The following is a 19,001-nucleotide window of genomic DNA, read 5'->3' as shown; positions in this document are numbered from 1 at the left end:
ACGATGAGTAATATGAAAGCCACGGCCGCTCAGGCTTCTCAGCAACAACCCTCTTTCCTGGCAAGCCTGCGTCACCGGGTTCCAAAGGATACCGGCATCTTTGTGGTAATGGTGGGGATTGCCTTAATTTTTGAAATTTTTGGCTGGTATGTTCGCGATCAGTCGTTCCTGATGAACACGAACCGCCTGATTTTAATCGTATTGCAGGTCGCTATCATCGGTATCATCGCCGTCGGTGTAACCCAGGTGATCATTACGACCGGTATCGATCTCTCTTCCGGTTCGGTGATTGCGTTGACTGCGGTGGTGGCTGCCAGCCTGGCGCAAACCTCAGATACGCTGACGCCGATGTTTCCATCCCTGGTGAATATGCCTGCGGCCGTGCCGATTGCTGCCGGCATTGGCGTCGGTTTACTGTGCGGGTTGATCAATGGCGTATTGATTACCCGCACCGGCATCCCACCTTTTATTGCCACACTGGGCATGATGGTTTCTGCGCGCGGTCTGGCGCAGTATTACACCCAGGGTAACCCCATCAGTTTTCTGTCCGATGGATTCACCTCTATTGGTCAGGGCGCCATGCCGGTGGTGATTTTTCTGGTTGTGGCGCTGGTGTTTCACGTTGCGCTGAAACATACCCGTTATGGCAAATATGTTTATGCCATCGGCGGCAATATGACGTCGGCCAAAGTGTCCGGCATTAACGTCAACAAATACCTGATCATCGTTTACACCATTGCGGGTGCGCTGTCAGGCCTGGCGGGCGTAGTGCTGGCGGCACGCGTCAGCAGCGGCCAGTCAAGCATGGGCGTGGGCTATGAACTGGATGCGATTGCCGCAGCGGTGATCGGCGGCAGCAGCCTGATGGGTGGTGTGGGCCGTATTACCGGCACGCTGATTGGTGCGGTAATTCTTGGTCTGATTAAAAGCGGATTCACCTTTGTTGGGGTGGATGCCTATATCCAGGACATCATCAAAGGCATCATCATTGTTGCCGCAGTTACCATCGATATGCGACGCAATCGCGCTAAACGCTAAAATACGCTGCCGCCTTTGCGCCGTAGCGGCGTTGGCACCAGGCGCTTATCCCAGTCACATAGTTTACTATGCTCCTGGGCCTAAGCGCCTGGCGCCGCCTTGCTACAACACAAATGCGTTTGCGTATTCGCACTTCGCTGGCTGGGGTGAACAAAAGACAGCAAATCCAAAAAGCGTTTAAACGGAATCCCGTGGGGGTTTTCTCTGGTGCCAGAGAATCGCCGCCTTGCTACAAAATACATGCGTTTGCGTAGTCGCCTTTCTGACCTTTTAAAAAACCGTTAGCGTATTGAGCGTTACAGGTGGGAAGACGTTTCGAATCGATCAACCGCTCACGCAATAAACCTGTTTCTCCTCAGCCAACAGTCTTAGACTTTTACGCAGCAACGCAGCAACGCAGCAACGCAGCAACGCAGCAACGCAGCAACGCAGCAACGCAGCAACGCAGCCACGCATCTCACTCTCTTTCTGCTTTTTCTCCTGCATAACCGAGCCGGACGCTGGCACGTCGATAACCTTTGCTGGCACAGGGCCGACGCTGCACGCTGGTTTGACATGTTTCGCACTATTGAGGTGCAGCTCACCCTGTGTCGCCGCCTGAATGCGGCGGTGCTCCCCGACTTACCTCTTTGGAGGTACAGAGAAACGCTGTTTATTCTGATGCTTAGCAATTATTTCCCGACATGTTTCGCGATCTGAATAAACCTGGTCTGCATATTGCAATTCATCTGTATACAGGCTGGTTGATACGGATCAGCCAGAAACCTTGACGTAGCAACGGAGGCAAGATGAATTTAAGACGGCTGAAATACTTTGTGAAAATCGTCGATATCGGTAGCCTGACGCGGGCAGCAGAAGTGCTGCATATTGCCCAGCCTGCGTTAAGCCAGCAGGTTGCTACGCTTGAAGGTGAGCTGGAGCAGCAGCTTCTGAATCGCACCAAACGCGGCGTAACACCTACGGAAGCCGGAAAATTACTCTACAGCCATGCGCGCGTTATTCTGCGACAGTGTGAGCTGGCACAGTCAGCGGTGATGAATGCCGGTGAAGTGGTGAAAGGGCAGGTTTCCATTGGACTGGCTCCCGGAACGGCCGCCTCCTCGCTGACGATGCCATTGCTGCAAACGGTACGGGAACAGTATCCGGATATCATTGTTTATCTGCATGAAAACAGCAGCAGCGCCCTGAATGAAAACATTATTAGCGGGCAGCTGGATATGGCCGTGCTGTATGACCGTGCGCCGACGGCAGGGATCAACAGTCTACCGCTGCTCAAAGAAGATCTGTATCTGGTCGGCACCACTGCCTGTCCGGGTACCAATGTGGATCTGGCTGAAGTGGCACAGATGAGCCTGTTTTTGCCACGCGATTACAGTGCCGTGCGTCAGCGCGTTGACGAGGCATTTTCACTGCGCCGCCTGAGTGCGCGTATTATTGGTGAAATAGAGTCGCTTTCCACGCTGACCGCCGCGATATCCAGCGGGATGGGCGTCACTGTATTGCCGGAATCCGCCGCCCGGGCGCTGGTGGGATCCACCCAGGCATGGATGGCGCGTATTACCAGCCCGACGATCAGCCTGCCGTTATCGCTCAACCTTTCACATCGGTTACCTTTATCGCCCCCGGCGCAGGCCGTTAAAAATATCCTGCTGTCGCTGCTGAACAAACCGCTGACGGAAAAACGGGAACTCACCCTGGTCAGCTAGAACGCCTGTCCTGACCCACTTTCTCTGAAGCAGGGCGCGTAGATATCGCGCCGCTGCCCTTTCTGTGACTGTCCATCAGAATGCAGCTCAACGTCTCCCGCCCTGTTCTATATGCTTCAAATGCATAAATAAAACTTTTTTAGTATTTCCAGTTATCGAAAATCCTTTTTACCCTCTGTTTATCAGATTGTGTAAAGAGAGGTAAATAGTGTGAATTTCCAGCAACTTAAAATTATCCGCGAAGCGGCACGACGGGAGTTCAACCTTACCGAGGTCGCAAGCACGCTATTTACTTCGCAATCGGGCGTCAGTCGCCATATTCGCGATCTGGAAGATGAGCTTGGGGTTGAAATCTTTATCCGGCGCGGCAAGCGGCTGCTTGGCATGACAGAGCCCGGGAAAGCGCTATTAACCATTGCGGAGCGCATTCTGGACGAAGCCGGTAAAGTCCGCCGTCTGGCAGACGTGTTTACCAATGAATCCAGCGGTATCCTTTCCATCGCCACCACGCATACGCAGGCGCGTTACAGTCTGCCGCCCGTCATCAAGGCGTTTCGCCAGCTTTATCCCAACGTCAGGCTTGAACTGAACCAGGGCTCACCGCAGGAAATTGTGAACATGCTGCTGGCAGGCGAGGTGGATGTCGGAATTGCCAGTGAGATGCTGGTGAATAACAGCAGCCTGGCGGCGTTTCCGTGGTTTAGCTGGCATCATGCCCTGCTGGTGCCGCACGATCACGAGCTGGTGCAGCAACAGCCGGTATCGCTCAATGCGCTCAGTCACCATCCGCTCATTACTTATCGCCAGGGGATTACCGGGCGTTCACGTGTGGACCGGGCCTTCCAGGGGGCAGGCTTAAAGCCGGACATCGTGCTCAGCGCACAGGATTCCGATGTGGTGAAAACCTATGTCAAACTTGGCCTTGGTGTCGGTATTCTGGCCGATCAGGCTTGTGAAACCGAACCGGGCGGTGAACTGGTCAGGCTGGATGCCACGCATCTGTTTGAGGCTAATACCGTGTGGCTGGGGCTGAAACGGGGCCAACTGCAGCGCAACTATGTCTGGCAATTTCTGGAGCTGTGCAACGCCAACTTATCGCTTGAAGAGATTAAAGAGCAGGCACTGTCCTCCGCGGGTGACGATGAGCCGGTCATCGATTTTCAGATTTAGTGACCCCGGACATCCAGCGCCCTGGCGCAACGGCATAAAATTTTTTTTCTGCCGTAAATCCTCACAGCGAACGCTTTCTGGCCGGCAATAACAACATCCTGCGCTTCTCCCCTCCCGATAAAGTGGAAAGATCTGAACAAAGGGGGATGCGATGTCACGTATACAACTAAAAGATCACACGCTGTTGCGTCAGCAGGCGCTGTTTGCGGGTCAATGGCAGAACGGTTATCAGGGCGAAACGCTGCCGGTTATCGATCCGGCAACCGGTGAGACGCTGGCGACGGTTCCGGCGCTGGGGCGGAAAGAAACCGAGGCGGCGATCGATCATGCGGAGTCGGTACGCCATGACTGGGCCAAAACACCCAATGCCACACGCGCCGCACTGCTGGAAAAGTGGTATCAGTTGATTGTCGATAACGCCGACGATCTTGCCATCATCATGACGGCCGAGCAGGGCAAACCGCTGGCGGAAGCCAGAGGCGAAGTCCTGTACGGTGCCAGTTTCGTTAAGTGGTTTGCCGAAGAGGCGCGTCGCATTTACGGCGATACCATTCCCGCGCCCACGTCCGACCGCAGAATCATCGTGTTAAAACAGCCGGTCGGCGTAGCGGCAGCCATTACGCCGTGGAATTTTCCCATTGCCATGATTACCCGCAAGGTGGCGCCTGCGCTGGCGGCGGGTTGTCCGATTATCGTTAAACCTTCTGACCTGACGCCGCTGTCTGCCCTGGCGCTAGCGGTTCTGGCAGAGCGCGCCGGCTTTCCGTCCGGTGTTTTGCAGGTGGTCACCGGTATGCCGACGGAAATTGGCGCCGCACTGACCGAAAGCCGCCTGGTGCGTAAAATTTCATTCACCGGCTCAACCCGTGTGGGTCAGTTACTGATGAAACAATGTGCCGACAGCGTAAAACGGTTGAGTCTGGAATTGGGCGGCAACGCGCCGTTAATCGTTTTCGATGACGCCGATATTGAGATCGCGGTGGCTGGCGTCATGACCAGCAAATTCCGTAACGCCGGGCAAACCTGTGTCTGCGCCAACCGGATTCTGGTACAGCGCAACATCTATGAACGCTTTTCCGCCCGCTTACTGGAAGCCGTGGCCACCCTCAAGGTGGGCGACGGATTTGCGGCCGGTAGCACCCTCGGGCCCCTGATCAATACCGCCGCGGTTGAAAAGGTCAATGCACATATCGACGATGCCTTACAGAAAGGGGCGACGCTGTTAACGGGCGGCATCAGCAGCGGAGCGGGAACCTGGGTTCAGCCTACCGTTCTGGGGCAGGTGACGAGTGAGATGCGCATTGCGCAGGAAGAGACCTTTGGCCCGGTGGCACCACTGTTTGTGTTTGACGATGAGGCGCAGGCATTGGCGATGGCGAACGACACGCCTTATGGCCTGGGCGCGTATTTCTTTACGGAGAATATTCGACGCGCCTGGCGGGTAGCGGAAGCGCTGGAATTTGGCATGGTAGGATTTAATACGGGCGTAATCTCTTTAGAAGTGGCGCCCTTTGGCGGCGTTAAATTATCGGGAATCGGTCGTGAAGGTTCACGTTACGGAATTGATGAATATCTGGAACAAAAAACATTCCATCTCGGCAGTTTGTAATTTAAGACGTAATACCTGAATTCAGGCGCCAGCATAATCGTTATGCTGGCGCTTTTTTTTGTGCGTCAGATCTGGTTTTTGCGCCTTTTCTCCTTTTTAGTGCAAGTTTCATGCGCAGTGCACCAAAGCAAGGCGGGTTTTTTGTGAGGTAAATCATCTGTTTAACGCTTCGGCAATTCCGCAATAAATCCGTCATTAATACGGCAGAAAAATTTTTTTGCGTCGTTTTAAACGCATTTTTATTTTTTTAACGGCTGGCATACTTTCTGCATTACCTAATTACTTATTCAGAAAAGCATTGCCGAAATTTAACCAATCCAGAGTGTGATGGGTGTAACAAATAAGGATTCTTCCATGTTGAGTTTCGACCCGGAAAGCGTGCCACTCCCGTTAGGCCATTATATCGGCGGGAAACATGTGCAAACACAAGGCGAATCTTTTGCCGTTAAACGCCCCTCAGATGGTCGTGTTTTTGCCACCCTGCATGAAGCGCAGGCGGACGATGTTGATCGTGCCGTGATGACGGCGCATCAGGCACTAAAAACCAGCGGCTGGTCAGGTTGTTCCCCCCGTGAACGCGGTCGGGTTTTGCGCCGCTGGGCGGACTTAATCGAACAGGATCTGCTGCTGGCCCAGCTTGAAGCACTTGGCTCAACGCGTCCGATCGCCGACGTGGTGCAGCATGAAATTCCCTTCACCGCCGAAGCCATTCGTTTCTATGCCGAATGTGCTGACAAATACAGCGGTGACCTGTTTCCCACGCGGGATAGCAGCCTGGGAATGCTGATTGCCGAACCCTATGGCGTGATCGGGGCGATTACGCCCTGGAATTTCCCCCTGTCGATGGCCTCGTGGAAATGCGGGCCGGCCCTGGCGGCAGGAAATGCGGTGGTGCTGAAACCCTCTGAACTCACGCCGCTTTCTACCGTGCGCATGGCAGAGCTGGCGGTTCAGGCTGGTTTACCCGCAGGCATCCTGAATATCGTGCAGGGCAGCGGGGCGGTAACGGGCAGCGCGCTCGTCAGACATCCGCGCGTGCGCAAAGTGTCTTTCACCGGTTCCACCCTGACCGGCGCGCGCATCATGAGCGATGCCGCACAGTTTGGCATGAAGCCCGTTACGCTGGAGCTGGGCGGTAAAAGCCCCCAACTGGTTTTCGATGATGCAGGGGATATTGAGGTGCTGGCGCAGCGTATTCTGCGCGGCTTCACCGCAAATGGCGGCCAGGCCTGCGTTGCGGGTACGCGCTTAATCGTGCAGCGCGGCATTGCCGATGCGCTGACGGAACGGCTGGCGGCGTTATGTCGTGAGGCCAGGCCAGGCGTTACATGGCAGGACACCTCGCGTTATGCACCGCTGATTGATGCGCGCCAGGGCAATAAAGTGCGTTCGGTCATTGAAGATGCCAAAGCGCAGGGCGCTGAGGTGCTGGTGGGCGGCGAACGCTTCGCGGATACCGATGAGGGCTGGTTCTGGCAACCCACGCTGTTAAGCCAGGTGAAGCAGGATAATCCGGCGGTACAGCAGGAAATTTTTGGTCCGGTACTGACCATTCAGACCTTCGATGATGAAGAGCAGGGGCTGGCGCTGGCAGCACATGATACGTACGGCCTGTGTGCCGGTGTGCATACGCTGAGCCTGCCACGGGCCATGCGGGCGATACGGGCGATTGACGCCGGTACCGTGTGGGTCAATCGCTATGGACGGTCCGGCGATTTCATCATTCCAACCGGCGGTTTTCTGGGCTCGGGTATTGGTAAAGATTTGGGACGCCAGGCGTTCCAGGCCTGCCAGCGCCAGAAAAGCGTACTTATCGATTTTTAAGCACCACACCTGACAATAACGAGGTTAATTCCATGGCACTGTTTAAACCCAAATTCATCACTTTTGATTGTTACGGCACGCTGATCTTTTTTGATATGGCAGGTGCAGCAAAGCGCTGTTTTGCGGAGCGGGTGGACGCGAATGCCATGGATGCCTTTGTCGCTGACTTTTCGGGCTATCGTCTGGATGAGGTGCTGGGTGCCTGGAAGCCTTATTACGACGTGGTCAGCAATGCGATTCAGCGCACCTGTAAAAAATGGGGCGTGAAATGGGAGCAGGCAGACAGTGATTTTATCTACACCGACTGCGCCACCTGGGGACCGCATCCGGATGTGCCCGCCGGATTAGCCAAAGTGGCGAAAGAATTCCCGCTGGTGCTGCTGACTAACTCGATGAACGATCTGATTCCGCATCACATTCCTCGTCTTGGCGCGCCTGTGCATATGGCGATTACGGCGGAAGAGGCCGGTGCCTATAAACCGCAGATGAAAGGCTTTGAATACATGCTGGAAAAACTGGACTGCCGTCCAGACGAAATTCTGCATGTGTCATCCAGTTTCCGTTATGACCTGATGACCGCGCACGACCTGGGCATTAAGCATAAGGTCTGGGTCAATCGCGGGCATGAACCGGCCAATCCCTATTATCAATACACCGAAATTAAAGATATTGGCGGCCTGCCTGGCGTCGTCGGTCTTTGAGGACACCGTCATGAAACTGGAATCGTACTGGCAAGCCACCGCCCCGTCGTTCAGCGCCGCCGCTAAAGCCCCCTTACCTGCACAGGCCGATGTGGTCGTGATTGGGGCGGGTTTTACCGGTGTGTCCGCAGCGCTGACGCTGGCGCGTAGCGGAATTAATGTGGTGGTGCTGGACAGCGGAGAGGTGATGAGTCAGGCCTCGTCACGCAACGGCGGCCATTGCAACACCGGCGTGGCGCAAAACTTTGCCTCGCTGGTTGGCAGCCACGGACTTGACCAGGCCAGTCGCTTCTACAAGGCATTTGACGATGCGGTGACCTATGTTGAGCAGTTAATTAAACAAGAGCAGATCGACTGCGATTTTCGTCTGTGCGGCAAGCTCAAACTGGCCAGCAAGGCATCCCACTTCTCCGGCCTGCAGGACGCCTGGACACTGATGCGCCGCACCGTGGATCCCGATATCCAGTTACTGAGCAAAGATGAGGTTCAGCGTGAAATTGGCGGTGGTGACTTTCATGGTGGACTCTTGCAACAGCATGGCGGCCAGATGCACATGGGCAAGTTTGGTGTGGGCCTGGCCGAAGCTGCGGTGCGCAGTGGCGCAAAAATCTATACCCATCATCACGTCACTCAGCTGGTACGGCTCGACGGCTATCGTCACCGGGTGGTCACCAGCCAGGGCGAAATCCTGGCCGACAAAGTGCTGATGGCAACCGGCTGCTCCAGCGAAGGCCCGTTCCCGTGGTTTCAGCGTCGTATTGTGCCGGTGGGCAGTTTTATTGTCGTCACTGAGCCACTGGATAACGCGCTGCTTCATGCGCTGCTGCCCGAAAACCGCAACTACGTGACCTCGATGAACATCGGTAACTACTTCCGTACCACGGCGGATAGCCGTCTGGTGTTTGGCGGCAGGGCGCGCTTCGCCATCAGCAATCCGACGTCGGATTCACGCAGCGGCGACATCCTGCATGCGGCAATGGCGAAAATGTTCCCCCAACTGGCTAACACGAAGATCGACTACTGCTGGGGCGGCATGGTGGATATGAGTGCCGATCGTCTGCCACATGCCGGTGAACAAGACGGGGTGTTTTATTCGCTGGGTTACAGCGGGCATGGCACCCAGATGTCGGTATGGATGGGCCGGGTGATGGCCGATCTGATAAGCGAGAAATCTCGCGATAACCCCTGGCAGCGCGAGGCATGGCCTGCACTGCCGGGCTATCACGGAAAACCGTGGTTTTTGCCGCTCGCCGGGCTCTACTACAAAGCAAAGGATCGCCTTTCATAAATTCACACTGTTTTTCAGGCCGCTCTGGGCGCGCAGTGAATGACGACTCGCCAGCCCGGCAGCGGAACGGCCAGCCAGCATGCGCCGTCTGAATGACGCAGGGGATGTTTCCATGTTCTCTCGAACACGTAATGAGGGTGTACAGATGAGTAAAATTGATAATAAAGAATCTGACGTAACCAATCCTGCTCTGACGCGGATGATCACGGAGGGCACGCTGTCCCGTCGCAGTTTAATGAAGCTGCTTTCCGCCGGTGCGGTGATGAGCACCGGACTGATCGGCTTTCCCGGCATGGCGCTGGCAGAAAGCAAACCGGTTCAGGGCGGAAAAATACGTGTCGGCATGTCTAACGCGTCTGCGACTGATACGCTTGATCCGGCAAAAGGCAGCAACAGCGCCGACTACACGCGCCAGTTTATGTTTTACAGCTGTCTGACAGAGGTCGACAAGTCAATGTCGGTTAAGCCCGGCCTGGCAGAGTCGGTGGATTCTGACGACGGTATCACCTGGAGCATCAAACTGCGCAAAGGCGTCACGTTCCACGACGGTAAGCCCTTTACCGCGAAAGACGTGATTTTCTCGCTTAACCGCCATAAAGATCCCGCCGTGGCCTCAAGTGCATTCAAGCTTGCCGAACAGTTCAAGACCCTTACAGCTGTCAACGACAATGAAGTTCAGCTTGTTCTCGTGGCACCTAACTTTGACCTTCCTTACATGCTGACGACATCTCCCTTCCTGATCGTTCAGGATGGCACCAAAGATTTCAGCAAAGGGATCGGCACCGGCCCCTTCGTGTGCAAAAGCTTTACGCCCGGGGTCAATACCGTGGGCACCAAAAACCCCAACTACTTTAAACCGGGGCTACCGCATCTGGATGAAGTGGAACTGCTGGGTGTGACCGATCAGGCCGCCCGCGTCAACGCGCTGCTGTCGGGCGATATCCAGGTGGCCTCGGGCCTGAAAGCGCCGGACAGTATGCGCATCAGCCGTACGCCGGACCATGCGGTGCTTGAAACCAAAGGTGGCATGTACACCAACCTGATTATCCGAACCGATATCAAACCCGGCAGCAACCCGGATTTCGTGCTGGCGATGAAATATCTGCAGCCCAGAGAAATCATCGTGAAAACCGTGCTGCAGGGCTTTGGCGACGTGAGTAATGACACGCCGGTTCCACCCTGGCATCCGCTGTTTAACGCCGATCTTAAACCGCGTCCGCTCGATCCCGAAAAAGCCAAATTTTATATCAACAAAGCGGGCATGACCGGGCAGACCATTGAGATTGTGACCTCTCCGCCGCTGGAAGGCGCAACGGAAGGGGCACAGCTGATTCAGCAGGTAGGACGCAATGCAGGCCTGAACGTCAACGTGCGTCGCGTGCCTTATGAAGGCTACTGGGGCACCCACTGGATGAAAGATCCGGTGGGCTACGGCTCGATCAACCCGCGCCCAACGCTCGATATGCTGTTCTCACAGTTCTACCTGTCAAGCTCATCCACCAACGAGAGCGGCTGGAAAAACCCTCAGTTCGATCAGTTGGTCATTGCGGCACGTGGCGAACGTGATAAAGCCAAACGCAAGCAGATGTACGGCGATATGCAAACCCTGATCTATGACCACTGCGGTACGCTCATCCCGGCATTTATCAGTTCCATGGACGGTTACAGCAAGAAGGTTAACGGACTTGAAGCCTGGCCATCGGGCATGCTGATGGGCTATCGCTTCCATGAGTTCGCCTGGCTTTCAGCCTGATAATCGTCTGAAGAAGGAGTTCGCCGATGAACCGATACATGATGTTCCTGATTGCCCGGCGCATTGGCGCTGGCATCCTGACCTTGCTTATCGTCTCGGCGGTGGTGTTTTTTATCACCAGCCTGCTGCCGGGCGATGCGGCGCAAATGATCCTGGGGCAAAACGCCACGCCGGAAACCGTGGCGGCCCTGCGCCAGCAGTTAGGCTTAGATCAGCCCCTGCTGGTGCGCTATTTCACCTGGCTTGGCGGTATGCTGACAGGGAATTTTGGCACCTCATTTGCCAGTCATCTGCCGGTAGCACAGCTGGTGGCGCAGCGCTTGCCTGCCACCTTTGAACTGGCTGCCACCACCACGGCGATTTGTGTCCCGCTGTCGCTGATTATTGGCATCGCGGCGGCCATGAATCGTGGCTCAAAACTCGATCGTGCCCTGGTGATTGGCACCATGGCAACGGTTGCGGTACCGGAGTTTCTGGTTGCAACCGTCGCGGTCCTGATTTTTGCGGTGAAGCTGCACTGGGTTTCGGCCATGTCGCTGGGCAGCCCCAATATGGACTTCGCCAGCTACCTTAAAGCCTATGCGCTGCCGGTGATAACGCTATGCTGCGGCCTGGTGGCACAAATGGCGCGCATGACCCGCGCGGCCATTATTAACCAGCTCGACAGCCCTTATCTGGAAATGGCCTTGCTGAAAGGCGTTTCCCCGATGCGGGCGGTGCTCCGTCATGCCTTACCAAATGCTGTTGGCCCTATCGCTAACGCCATTTCCCTCAGTCTTTCTTACCTGTTTGGTGGGGTCATCATTATCGAAACCATCTTCAGCTATCCCGGCCTGGCCAGTCAGATGGTCGATGCGGTCAGCAACCGCGATCTGCCGGTAGTTCAACTCTGTGTGATGCTGTTTGCCAGCTGCTATCTGCTTCTGCTGCTGGCGGCCGATATCCTGACTATCGCCTTTAACCCGAAATGGAGGAGCTGATGAAAATATTGCTTCCCTGGCGCATTTTTCAGTCACTGTCTTTATCGGGCCAGTTAGGCCTGGTGGTGACCTTGTTCTGGCTAATTATCGCGCTCTTCGGCACCTGGTGGGCGCCCCACAATCTCGACGACATTGGTGCGGGCCCGTTAATGGGGGGATTTACGCATGAAAACCTGCTGGGTACGGATTACCTGGGGCGGGATATGCTCAGCCGCATTATGTACGGGGCGAAATTTTCCCTTGGCCTGGCGCTGGGCGCTGCGGTGCTGGCCAGCCTGATTGGCACCCTGCTGGCGCTGTTAGCGGCGGTGACCGGACGCTGGCTGGAAGAGCTGCTGGGGCGTATCAACGACGCCATGCTGGTGTTACCGGGGAAAATCCTGGCGCTGATGATCGTGGCAGTGTTCGGATCTTCATTGCCGATGCTGCTGATTACCGCGGTATTCACCTACTGGCCCGGCGCATTTCGTATCGCCTTTGCCCTGGCCAGCAACTTGCGCAATATGGATTATGTCCGCGCCTCCCGACTGCGGGGAGAAAGCCGCTGGTACATCGCCATCCACGATATTCTGCCCAATATGGTGCACCCGGTCCTGGCCGATTTTGGCCTGCGTTTTGTGTATATCGTTTTACTGCTGAGCGGGCTGAGCTTCCTTGGCCTGGGCGTTCAGCCACCTTATGCCGACTGGGGAACATTAGTGCGTGAAAATATTCAGGGGCTGTTTGATGGTTCACCGGCCGTGTTGATGCCCGCGGTGGCCATTGCCAGCCTGACCATCGCCGTTAACCTGTTTATTGACAGCTTGCAAAGCATGCGTCCGTTGACGCTGGCAAAGGAGGGGGCATGAACGTGACGCAACATACGGCAATGCCTGTGATATCTGTCGATAACCTGCGCGTAACGGCGCATAACGACAACGGGGATGAGCTGGATATCGTGTCCGATATTCGCTTCACGGTGCAAAAAGGCGAAGTGCTGGCGCTGATTGGCGAATCCGGCTCGGGTAAAACCACTATTGCGATGGCGCTCATGGGCTATGCACGCCACGGCTGTAAAATAGCCGAGGGCAATATTCATGTTGCGGGGACCAACATCATGAATCTTACCCCCGCACAGTTGCGCGTTTTTCGCGGCAACAAAGTCGCCTACATTGCCCAGAGTGCGGCTGCCTCTTTTAACCCCGGCATGAAAATTATCGATCAGGTCATTGAACCGGTCGTGATTCACGGCACCATGACGCGCAAGGCGGCGAAGGCCAAAGCGCTGGCGTTGTTTCGTGAGCTGGCGTTACCCAACCCGGATACGATTGGCGATCGCTTCCCCCATCAGGTCTCGGGCGGGCAGTTACAGCGTTTGATGACGGCGATGGCGCTGATCAGCGATCCGGACGTGGTGATTCTGGATGAACCCACGACGGCGCTGGATGTCACCACCCAGGTTGAAGTGTTGAAAGCCTTTCGTCGGGTGGTCAAACAGCGCGGCGTAACGGCAATTTATGTCAGTCATGACCTGGCCGTGGTGGCACAAATGGCCGATCGCATCCTTGTTCTGCTGCAAGGTAAAATCGCTGAGTACGGCACCACTGCGCACCTGATTGGCGCACCGCAAGCGGACTATACGCGCCTGTTGATGGATGCGGCTCAGCAGAAAGAGCGGCCCAGCCACTGGTGCCCGGCGAAAGCCGGTGAACTGCCGCTACTGGAAGTGCGCGATCTGTCTGCCGGTTACGGCCCGAAAGGCAGCGATGGCTTACCCAAAGTGCGCATTCTGGAAAACATCAATCTGACGCTCTGGAAAGGTCAGGCCATCGGCATTATTGGTGAATCCGGATCGGGCAAAACCACCCTGGCTCACGCTATCGCTGGCCTCAATCCGGCCTGCCAGGGGCAAATCTTGTTTAATGGCTACACGGTGGCCGATCAGATGCAAAAGCGCACGGATAACGAGCTGCGCCGGATTCAGTATGTTTTCCAGATGGCTGATACGGCGCTCAATCCGGCGCACAGCGTGGAGCGGATTCTGTCACGTCCTCTGACGCTGTTTCATGGTCTGAGCGGCATCGCCCGGCAGAACCGGCTGTATCAACTTCTGGATCTGGTGAAGTTGCCGCGCACGGTACTCTCGCGCCGTCCCTGGTCGTTGTCCGGTGGGCAAAAGCAGCGTGTGAATCTGGCACGTGCCCTGGCGGCAGAACCGGATGTCATTCTCTGTGATGAGGTGACCTCGGCGCTTGATACCGTAGTGGCCTCGGCGGTGCTGGATCTGATCAGTGAACTGCGCCGTGAGCTGGGATTGTCGGTAATGTTTATCAGCCACGATATGCACGCCGTGCGTGCCGTGTGTGACGAGATCGTTGTGATGCGCAATGGCGCTATCGTGACCCAGCTGGCACGCGGTAACTACGATCAACCGACCAGTGAGCTCTATTTCGAACGCCTGAAACGTGCGGTTCCTGAGCTACGTCAGGGCTGGCTGGACGAGCATGAAGAGATTCTGAAAGCCGAATAACCGGCACCGCCATTTTGGCAAGCAAAACTCATTTTGGGGCAGCTGAACCAGGGTCATTCTGCCCCAATACACGACGAGGTTGTGACGTCATGCCTGCACCGATTCGTTATGTACAGGACAGCCCGGACTTCCCGGATGCCGCTGATGTGGTGGTGATTGGTGCCGGTATCGCCGGTGCCGCTGCCACCTGGTATCTGGCAAAGCAGGGCCTGAAGGTGGTGCTGATTGAGAAGGGCCTGGTCGGGGCTGAACAATCCAGTCGCAACTGGGGCTGGTGCCGTCAGCAGAATCGCGATGAACGTGAACTGCCGCTGGTGATTGAAGCCTTACGAGGCTGGGAAGAACTCAGTGTGGAAACCGGTGAAGAGCTGGGTTTTCGCCGCAGCGGACTGGTTTACGCCACCCGCAGTGAAGCGGACATCGCCGCCTGGGATACATGGGGCCAGATGGCGAAACAGTACGGCGTACGCAGCGACATATTAAATGCGCAGCAGGCGAAAGCCCTGACGCCGGGCAGCACTACAAACTGGCTGGGCGGCGTTTCGGCCCCCACCGACGGTGCAGCAGAGCCCAGACTGGCCGCGCCGGGTATAGTGATTGGCGCACAGAAAAAAGGGGCGCTGGTGTTTCAGCAATGTGCAGTGCGCGGGCTGGATATTTCAGCAGGACGCGTCAGCGGCGTGATAACCGAACGGGGAGTCGTCAAAGCCCCCCGCGTGATCTGCGCAGCGGGTGCATGGACCTCGATGTTTTGCCGTCGGCACGGCGTCGATCTGCCGCTGGGGAATGTGATTGGCACCGCCTTTCGGACTCAGCCCATCGAGCAGGCCATTGCCGTTCCTTTTTATACCGAAAGCTTCGCCTGTCGGCCGCAGCTGGATGGCAGCTATACCGTTTCCGTATCGGGCCGTGGACGGCTGGAGCCCGGTGCTCAGGGCTTGCGATATCTGCGTCAGTTTTATCCCACGTTCAAAAGTCGTCGTAAAAATCTTACCCTGAATCTGGGGGTGAAGCCGTTCTTTCACGGCCCTGAGGCGATGGGGCGCTGGGATCTGGATGCCGTTTCGCCTTTCGAGCGGATGCGTATTCTGGATCCGGCTGCCGATGCCTGGGTCGTGGAAAGCGGACTGGCCGCCATGCGCCGCGAATTTCCTGCCCTGGCGAATCTCAAAGTCGCCCAGGCCTGGGGGGGAATGATTGACAGTACGCCGGATGCCATTCCGGTTATTTCAACGGTGGCAAAACTGCCTGGCCTGGTGCTGTCGGCGGGGTTCAGCGCACACGGTTTTGGTATTGGCCCCGGCGCGGGCCGCCTCGCCGCTGAACTGGCGACGGACGCGACGCCGGTGGTGGATCCCACCCCTTATCGTTACAGCCGTTTTATTGATGGCAGCGGACTTGATGCACCTGGCATGATGTAAGGAAAGCAAAATGACATTTGATATTCGTAGCATGACGACCGAAGACATTCCGCAGGTTTATGCGATGAGCCAGACGCTAAACTGGCCGCACCGCCATGAAGACTGGGCGATCGGCATTGAGCTTGGCGAAGGCGTGGTGATTGAAGATCAGGGTGAAGTGATTGGCAGCGCGATTCTCTGGCGCTGGGGCGACAAAGCCGCCACCATCGGTCTGGTCATTGTCGCAAACTCACATCAGGGGCGCGGGCTGGGCAAGCAGCTGATGCTGGCCTTGTTAGAGAAAGTTCCCGGCTACAATGTGCGTCTGCACGCCACCGAGATGGGGAAAGGCCTGTATGAAAAGCTCGGCTTCGTTGCCTGCGGTAAGATCCTTCAGTACCAGACGCCTTCCCTGACGACGCTGCCCAGGGTCGCGATCCCGGCTGGGTTGACGTTGCGCAGCGCCACCCTTGACGACCGGGATGCGCTGGTAAACATGGACCAGGCCGCCCACGGGCTTTTCCGCCCGGCGCTGGTGGCGCATCTGATTACCGACAATCAGACCGTGATATTGCAGGATGATGAGCAACGCCTTAAGGGCTTTGCCAGCCTGCGCCGTTTTGGCCGTGGCTGGGTCATTGGCCCCGTTATTGCAGAAGATTTTCCGGTTGCGCAGGCGCTGACGGCTGCGCTGATGCAGGGCATGAAGGGCGAGTATTTGCGCATGGATACGGATGCGGCTTTACCGCTGGCTCCCTGGCTGGAGAGTCTGGGCCTCACGAATGTTGATGCGCCCGTCACGATGGTGCGCGGTGAGGTGTGGGTAGCGCAAGGTATGCAGGCGTTTGGTCTGACCACGCAGGCCATGGCCTGATGCACGTTGTCTATAAATCTGAACCCCAGCGCGGCCTTTACTGGCAGCGCTGGCTGGCTGAACACGCTCCCGATATCCACTTACATCTCTGGCCGGAAACCGGTGATGCGGCTCAGGTTGATGCACTGGTCGCCTGGTTGCCGCCGGAGGATCTTGCGGCCTGTTTTCCCAATCTGAAAATCCTGTTTTCTGTGGGCGCAGGGGCTGAGCAGTTTGATCTGTCCACGCTGCCTGGCCACATCCCGCTGGTCAGAACGATTGAACCTGGCCTGACGCAGGGCATGGTGGAATACGTCACCTTTGCGGTGCTGGGGCTGCATCGCGACATGCCACGCTATTTTCAGCAGCAACGCCACCAGCAGTGGCAGGCGCATCTGGCGATGCCCGCCAGTCAGCGTCGCATCGGCATTATGGGCCTGGGCGAACTGGGCCGCGCGGCGCTGGCGCAGCTTCAGTCGATGGGATTTGACTGCGGCGGCTGGAGCCGTACGCCGCATCATATTGCGGGCGTGCCGTGCTGGCACGGTGACGATCAGCTGTCCGACTTTCTGGCGCGCAGCGATATTCTGGTGTGCCTGCTGCCGCTAACGTCCAGCACCCAGGGACGCCTGAATGCCGGGCTGTTTGGCCAGTTGCCTGCGGGAGCCGCACTGGTTCAGGTGGGACGCGGCCCTCAGCTAAATCATCAGGACCTGTTGGATGCGCTCGACAGCGGCCAGTTACGGGCTGCGGTGATCGATGTCACCGATCCCGAACCTTTGCCTGCCGGTCACGCATTTTGGACGCACCCGGCTGTGTGGTTGACGCCGCACATCGCCAGCCAGACGCAGAATGACAGCGCGATTAAGGCGCTTCTGGCTAACCTGCGTCGCTTTCAGCGCGGCGAGCCGCTGGTCGGCGTCGTTGATCGTTCACGAGGATATTGAAATGGACCCTTTAGTGGCATTGCGCCGTGATCTGCACCGTCATCCGGAGCTGGGCTTTCATGAAGCGCGGACCAGCGATATTGTCGCGCGGTTTTTAGAGGATCTCGGCATTGAGGTGCATCGCGGCATCGGTAAAACGGGCGTGGTGGGCGTACTGAAAAAAGGCAGCGGTTCACGCATGATTGGACTGCGGGCTGATATGGATGCGCTGCCCATGCAGGACAACGGCGAGGTGCCCTGGACCAGCCAGACGCCGAACTGCAGCCACGCCTGCGGTCACGATGGCCACACCATTATGCTGCTTGGCGCGGCAGCAAAGCTGGCGCGCGAGGTCGAGTTTACCGGCACGGTCTGCTTTATTTTTCAGCCAGCAGAAGAGGGCCTGGCGGGCGCGAAGGCCATGATTGACGACGGTCTGTTCCAGCGCTTCCCCTGCGATGCGGTGTTTGCCCTGCATAACTGGCCTGAATTACCCTTGGGTGAAATTCAGACTCGCCCCGGTGCCATCATGGCCGCGGCAGACCGATTTGATATCACCCTGAAAGGGCCTGGCGGCCATGCCGCACAGCCTCATCTCACGCACGATACGCTGCTTGCCCTCAGTGAACTGGTGGTGCAGTTAAACACTCTGGTGCCCCGGACGCTTGATCCCTGCGAACCGGCGTTGCTGACCGTGACGCGCATGCAGGGCGGATTTTCTCACAATATGATCCCTGCGGAAGCCAATATCACCGGCACGGTACGCACGTTCAACCCAGCGGCACAGGACATCATCGAATCACGTCTGCGGCACATGGCCGGGCACATCGCGGCGGCGCATGGATTGGACGCCGAGGTGAATTATTTGCGTTATTACCCAGCCACCATCAACAGCGAGTCTGAGGCAAGTCAGGCCCTCGCGGCCTTGCAGGCGGCAGGCATGACAGCCCGGCTGGCCCCTCAGCCTGCGCTGACCTCAGAAGATTTTGCTTTTATGTTACAGGCAAAGCCTGGCGCTTATTTGTGGATAGGATCGGCACCCAGCAAGCCGCTCCATCACGCCGCCTATGATTTTAACGACGCGCTCATACCCTACGGAATCCAGGCCTTTGTCACGCTGGCCTGTTATGCAACAGGGGCAACATTTCCCGGCTGAAATCCGTGGGATTTTGACACGAAATGCCGCGGCTGACGGAATTACGGCAGCGTCATTGACCAACAGATTGCGATACTTAAGCCAACCG

15 protein-coding genes are annotated in these 19,001 nt (G+C 56.7%); all 15 read left to right on the top strand.

Features of this window, described 5'->3' with window-relative positions; all coding sequences use genetic code 11:
- Positions 1–12 precede the first annotated feature (12 nt).
- The 15 genes from DFO57_RS13030 to DFO57_RS12960 all read left to right on the top strand — a co-directional run bounded on the left by DFO57_RS13030 (position 13) and on the right by DFO57_RS12960 (position 18,913).
- Positions 13–1,038 carry an ABC transporter permease gene (locus DFO57_RS13030; protein WP_028715298.1) on the top strand — a complete coding sequence of 342 codons (1,026 nt, stop codon included), beginning with the start codon at positions 13–15 and terminating at the stop codon, positions 1,036–1,038.
- A gap of 788 nt (positions 1,039–1,826) precedes the next feature.
- Positions 1,827–2,744, top strand: coding sequence for a nitrogen assimilation transcriptional regulator NAC (gene nac / locus DFO57_RS13025; protein ID WP_013026297.1), 918 nt, complete (start codon positions 1,827–1,829; stop codon positions 2,742–2,744).
- 210 nt (positions 2,745–2,954) lie between these two features.
- Positions 2,955–3,914: an HTH-type transcriptional regulator Cbl gene (cbl, locus tag DFO57_RS13020; RefSeq protein WP_013026296.1), complete on the top strand. Its 960-nt coding sequence runs from the start codon at positions 2,955–2,957 to the stop codon at positions 3,912–3,914.
- Between the two features lie 151 nt (positions 3,915–4,065).
- The gene (locus DFO57_RS13015; RefSeq protein WP_029570234.1) at positions 4,066–5,523 is read left to right on the top strand and encodes an NAD-dependent succinate-semialdehyde dehydrogenase; all 1,458 of its coding nucleotides are present in this window, start codon (positions 4,066–4,068) and stop codon (positions 5,521–5,523) included.
- Between the two features lie 354 nt (positions 5,524–5,877).
- On the top strand, positions 5,878–7,347 hold the full coding sequence (locus DFO57_RS13010; protein ID WP_014605498.1) for an aldehyde dehydrogenase: 1,470 nt from the start codon (positions 5,878–5,880) through the stop codon (positions 7,345–7,347).
- Between the two features lie 32 nt (positions 7,348–7,379).
- Positions 7,380–8,048 carry a haloacid dehalogenase type II gene (locus tag DFO57_RS13005; protein ID WP_013026293.1) on the top strand — a complete coding sequence of 223 codons (669 nt, stop codon included), beginning with the start codon at positions 7,380–7,382 and terminating at the stop codon, positions 8,046–8,048.
- 10 nt (positions 8,049–8,058) lie between these two features.
- A complete protein-coding gene (locus DFO57_RS13000) occupies positions 8,059–9,336 on the top strand; it encodes an FAD-binding oxidoreductase (protein WP_014605499.1) in 1,278 nt (425 codons plus the stop codon).
- Positions 9,337–9,481: 145 nt separating this feature from the next.
- Positions 9,482–11,089 (top strand): ABC transporter substrate-binding protein, encoded by a 1,608-nt coding sequence (locus DFO57_RS12995; protein WP_014605500.1) that lies wholly within the window; start codon positions 9,482–9,484, stop codon positions 11,087–11,089.
- 26 nt (positions 11,090–11,115) lie between these two features.
- A complete protein-coding gene (locus tag DFO57_RS12990; protein ID WP_110015402.1) occupies positions 11,116–12,069 on the top strand; it encodes an ABC transporter permease in 954 nt (317 codons plus the stop codon).
- Positions 12,069–12,917: an ABC transporter permease gene (locus tag DFO57_RS12985; RefSeq protein WP_014605501.1), complete on the top strand. Its 849-nt coding sequence runs from the start codon at positions 12,069–12,071 to the stop codon at positions 12,915–12,917. The genes DFO57_RS12990 and DFO57_RS12985 overlap by 1 nt, the downstream gene beginning before the upstream one ends.
- A complete protein-coding gene (locus DFO57_RS12980) occupies positions 12,914–14,578 on the top strand; it encodes an ABC transporter ATP-binding protein (protein ID WP_013026288.1) in 1,665 nt (554 codons plus the stop codon). Before DFO57_RS12985 ends, DFO57_RS12980 begins: the two co-directional genes overlap by 4 nt.
- Before the next feature lie 89 nt (positions 14,579–14,667).
- Positions 14,668–15,999, top strand: coding sequence for an FAD-binding oxidoreductase (locus DFO57_RS12975; RefSeq protein ID WP_105082191.1), 1,332 nt, complete (start codon positions 14,668–14,670; stop codon positions 15,997–15,999).
- A gap of 10 nt (positions 16,000–16,009) precedes the next feature.
- Complete coding sequence (locus tag DFO57_RS12970; RefSeq protein WP_029570232.1) at positions 16,010–16,852, top strand: GNAT family N-acetyltransferase; 843 nt, start codon at positions 16,010–16,012, stop codon at positions 16,850–16,852.
- The gene (locus DFO57_RS12965) at positions 16,852–17,778 is read left to right on the top strand and encodes a glyoxylate/hydroxypyruvate reductase A (RefSeq protein ID WP_013026285.1); all 927 of its coding nucleotides are present in this window, start codon (positions 16,852–16,854) and stop codon (positions 17,776–17,778) included. The genes DFO57_RS12970 and DFO57_RS12965 overlap by 1 nt, the downstream gene beginning before the upstream one ends.
- 1 nt (position 17,779) lies before the next feature.
- Complete coding sequence (locus tag DFO57_RS12960) at positions 17,780–18,913, top strand: M20 aminoacylase family protein (protein ID WP_110015401.1); 1,134 nt, start codon at positions 17,780–17,782, stop codon at positions 18,911–18,913.
- Positions 18,914–19,001: the final 88 nt, after the last annotated feature.

Origin of the sequence: Pantoea sp. AG702 (assembly GCF_003182295.1) — a bacterium.
Lineage (GTDB): Bacteria > Pseudomonadota > Gammaproteobacteria > Enterobacterales > Enterobacteriaceae > Pantoea > Pantoea ananatis.
Note: the sequence above shows the minus strand (reverse complement) of the source record. Positions and strands in the feature narration are given on the sequence as shown.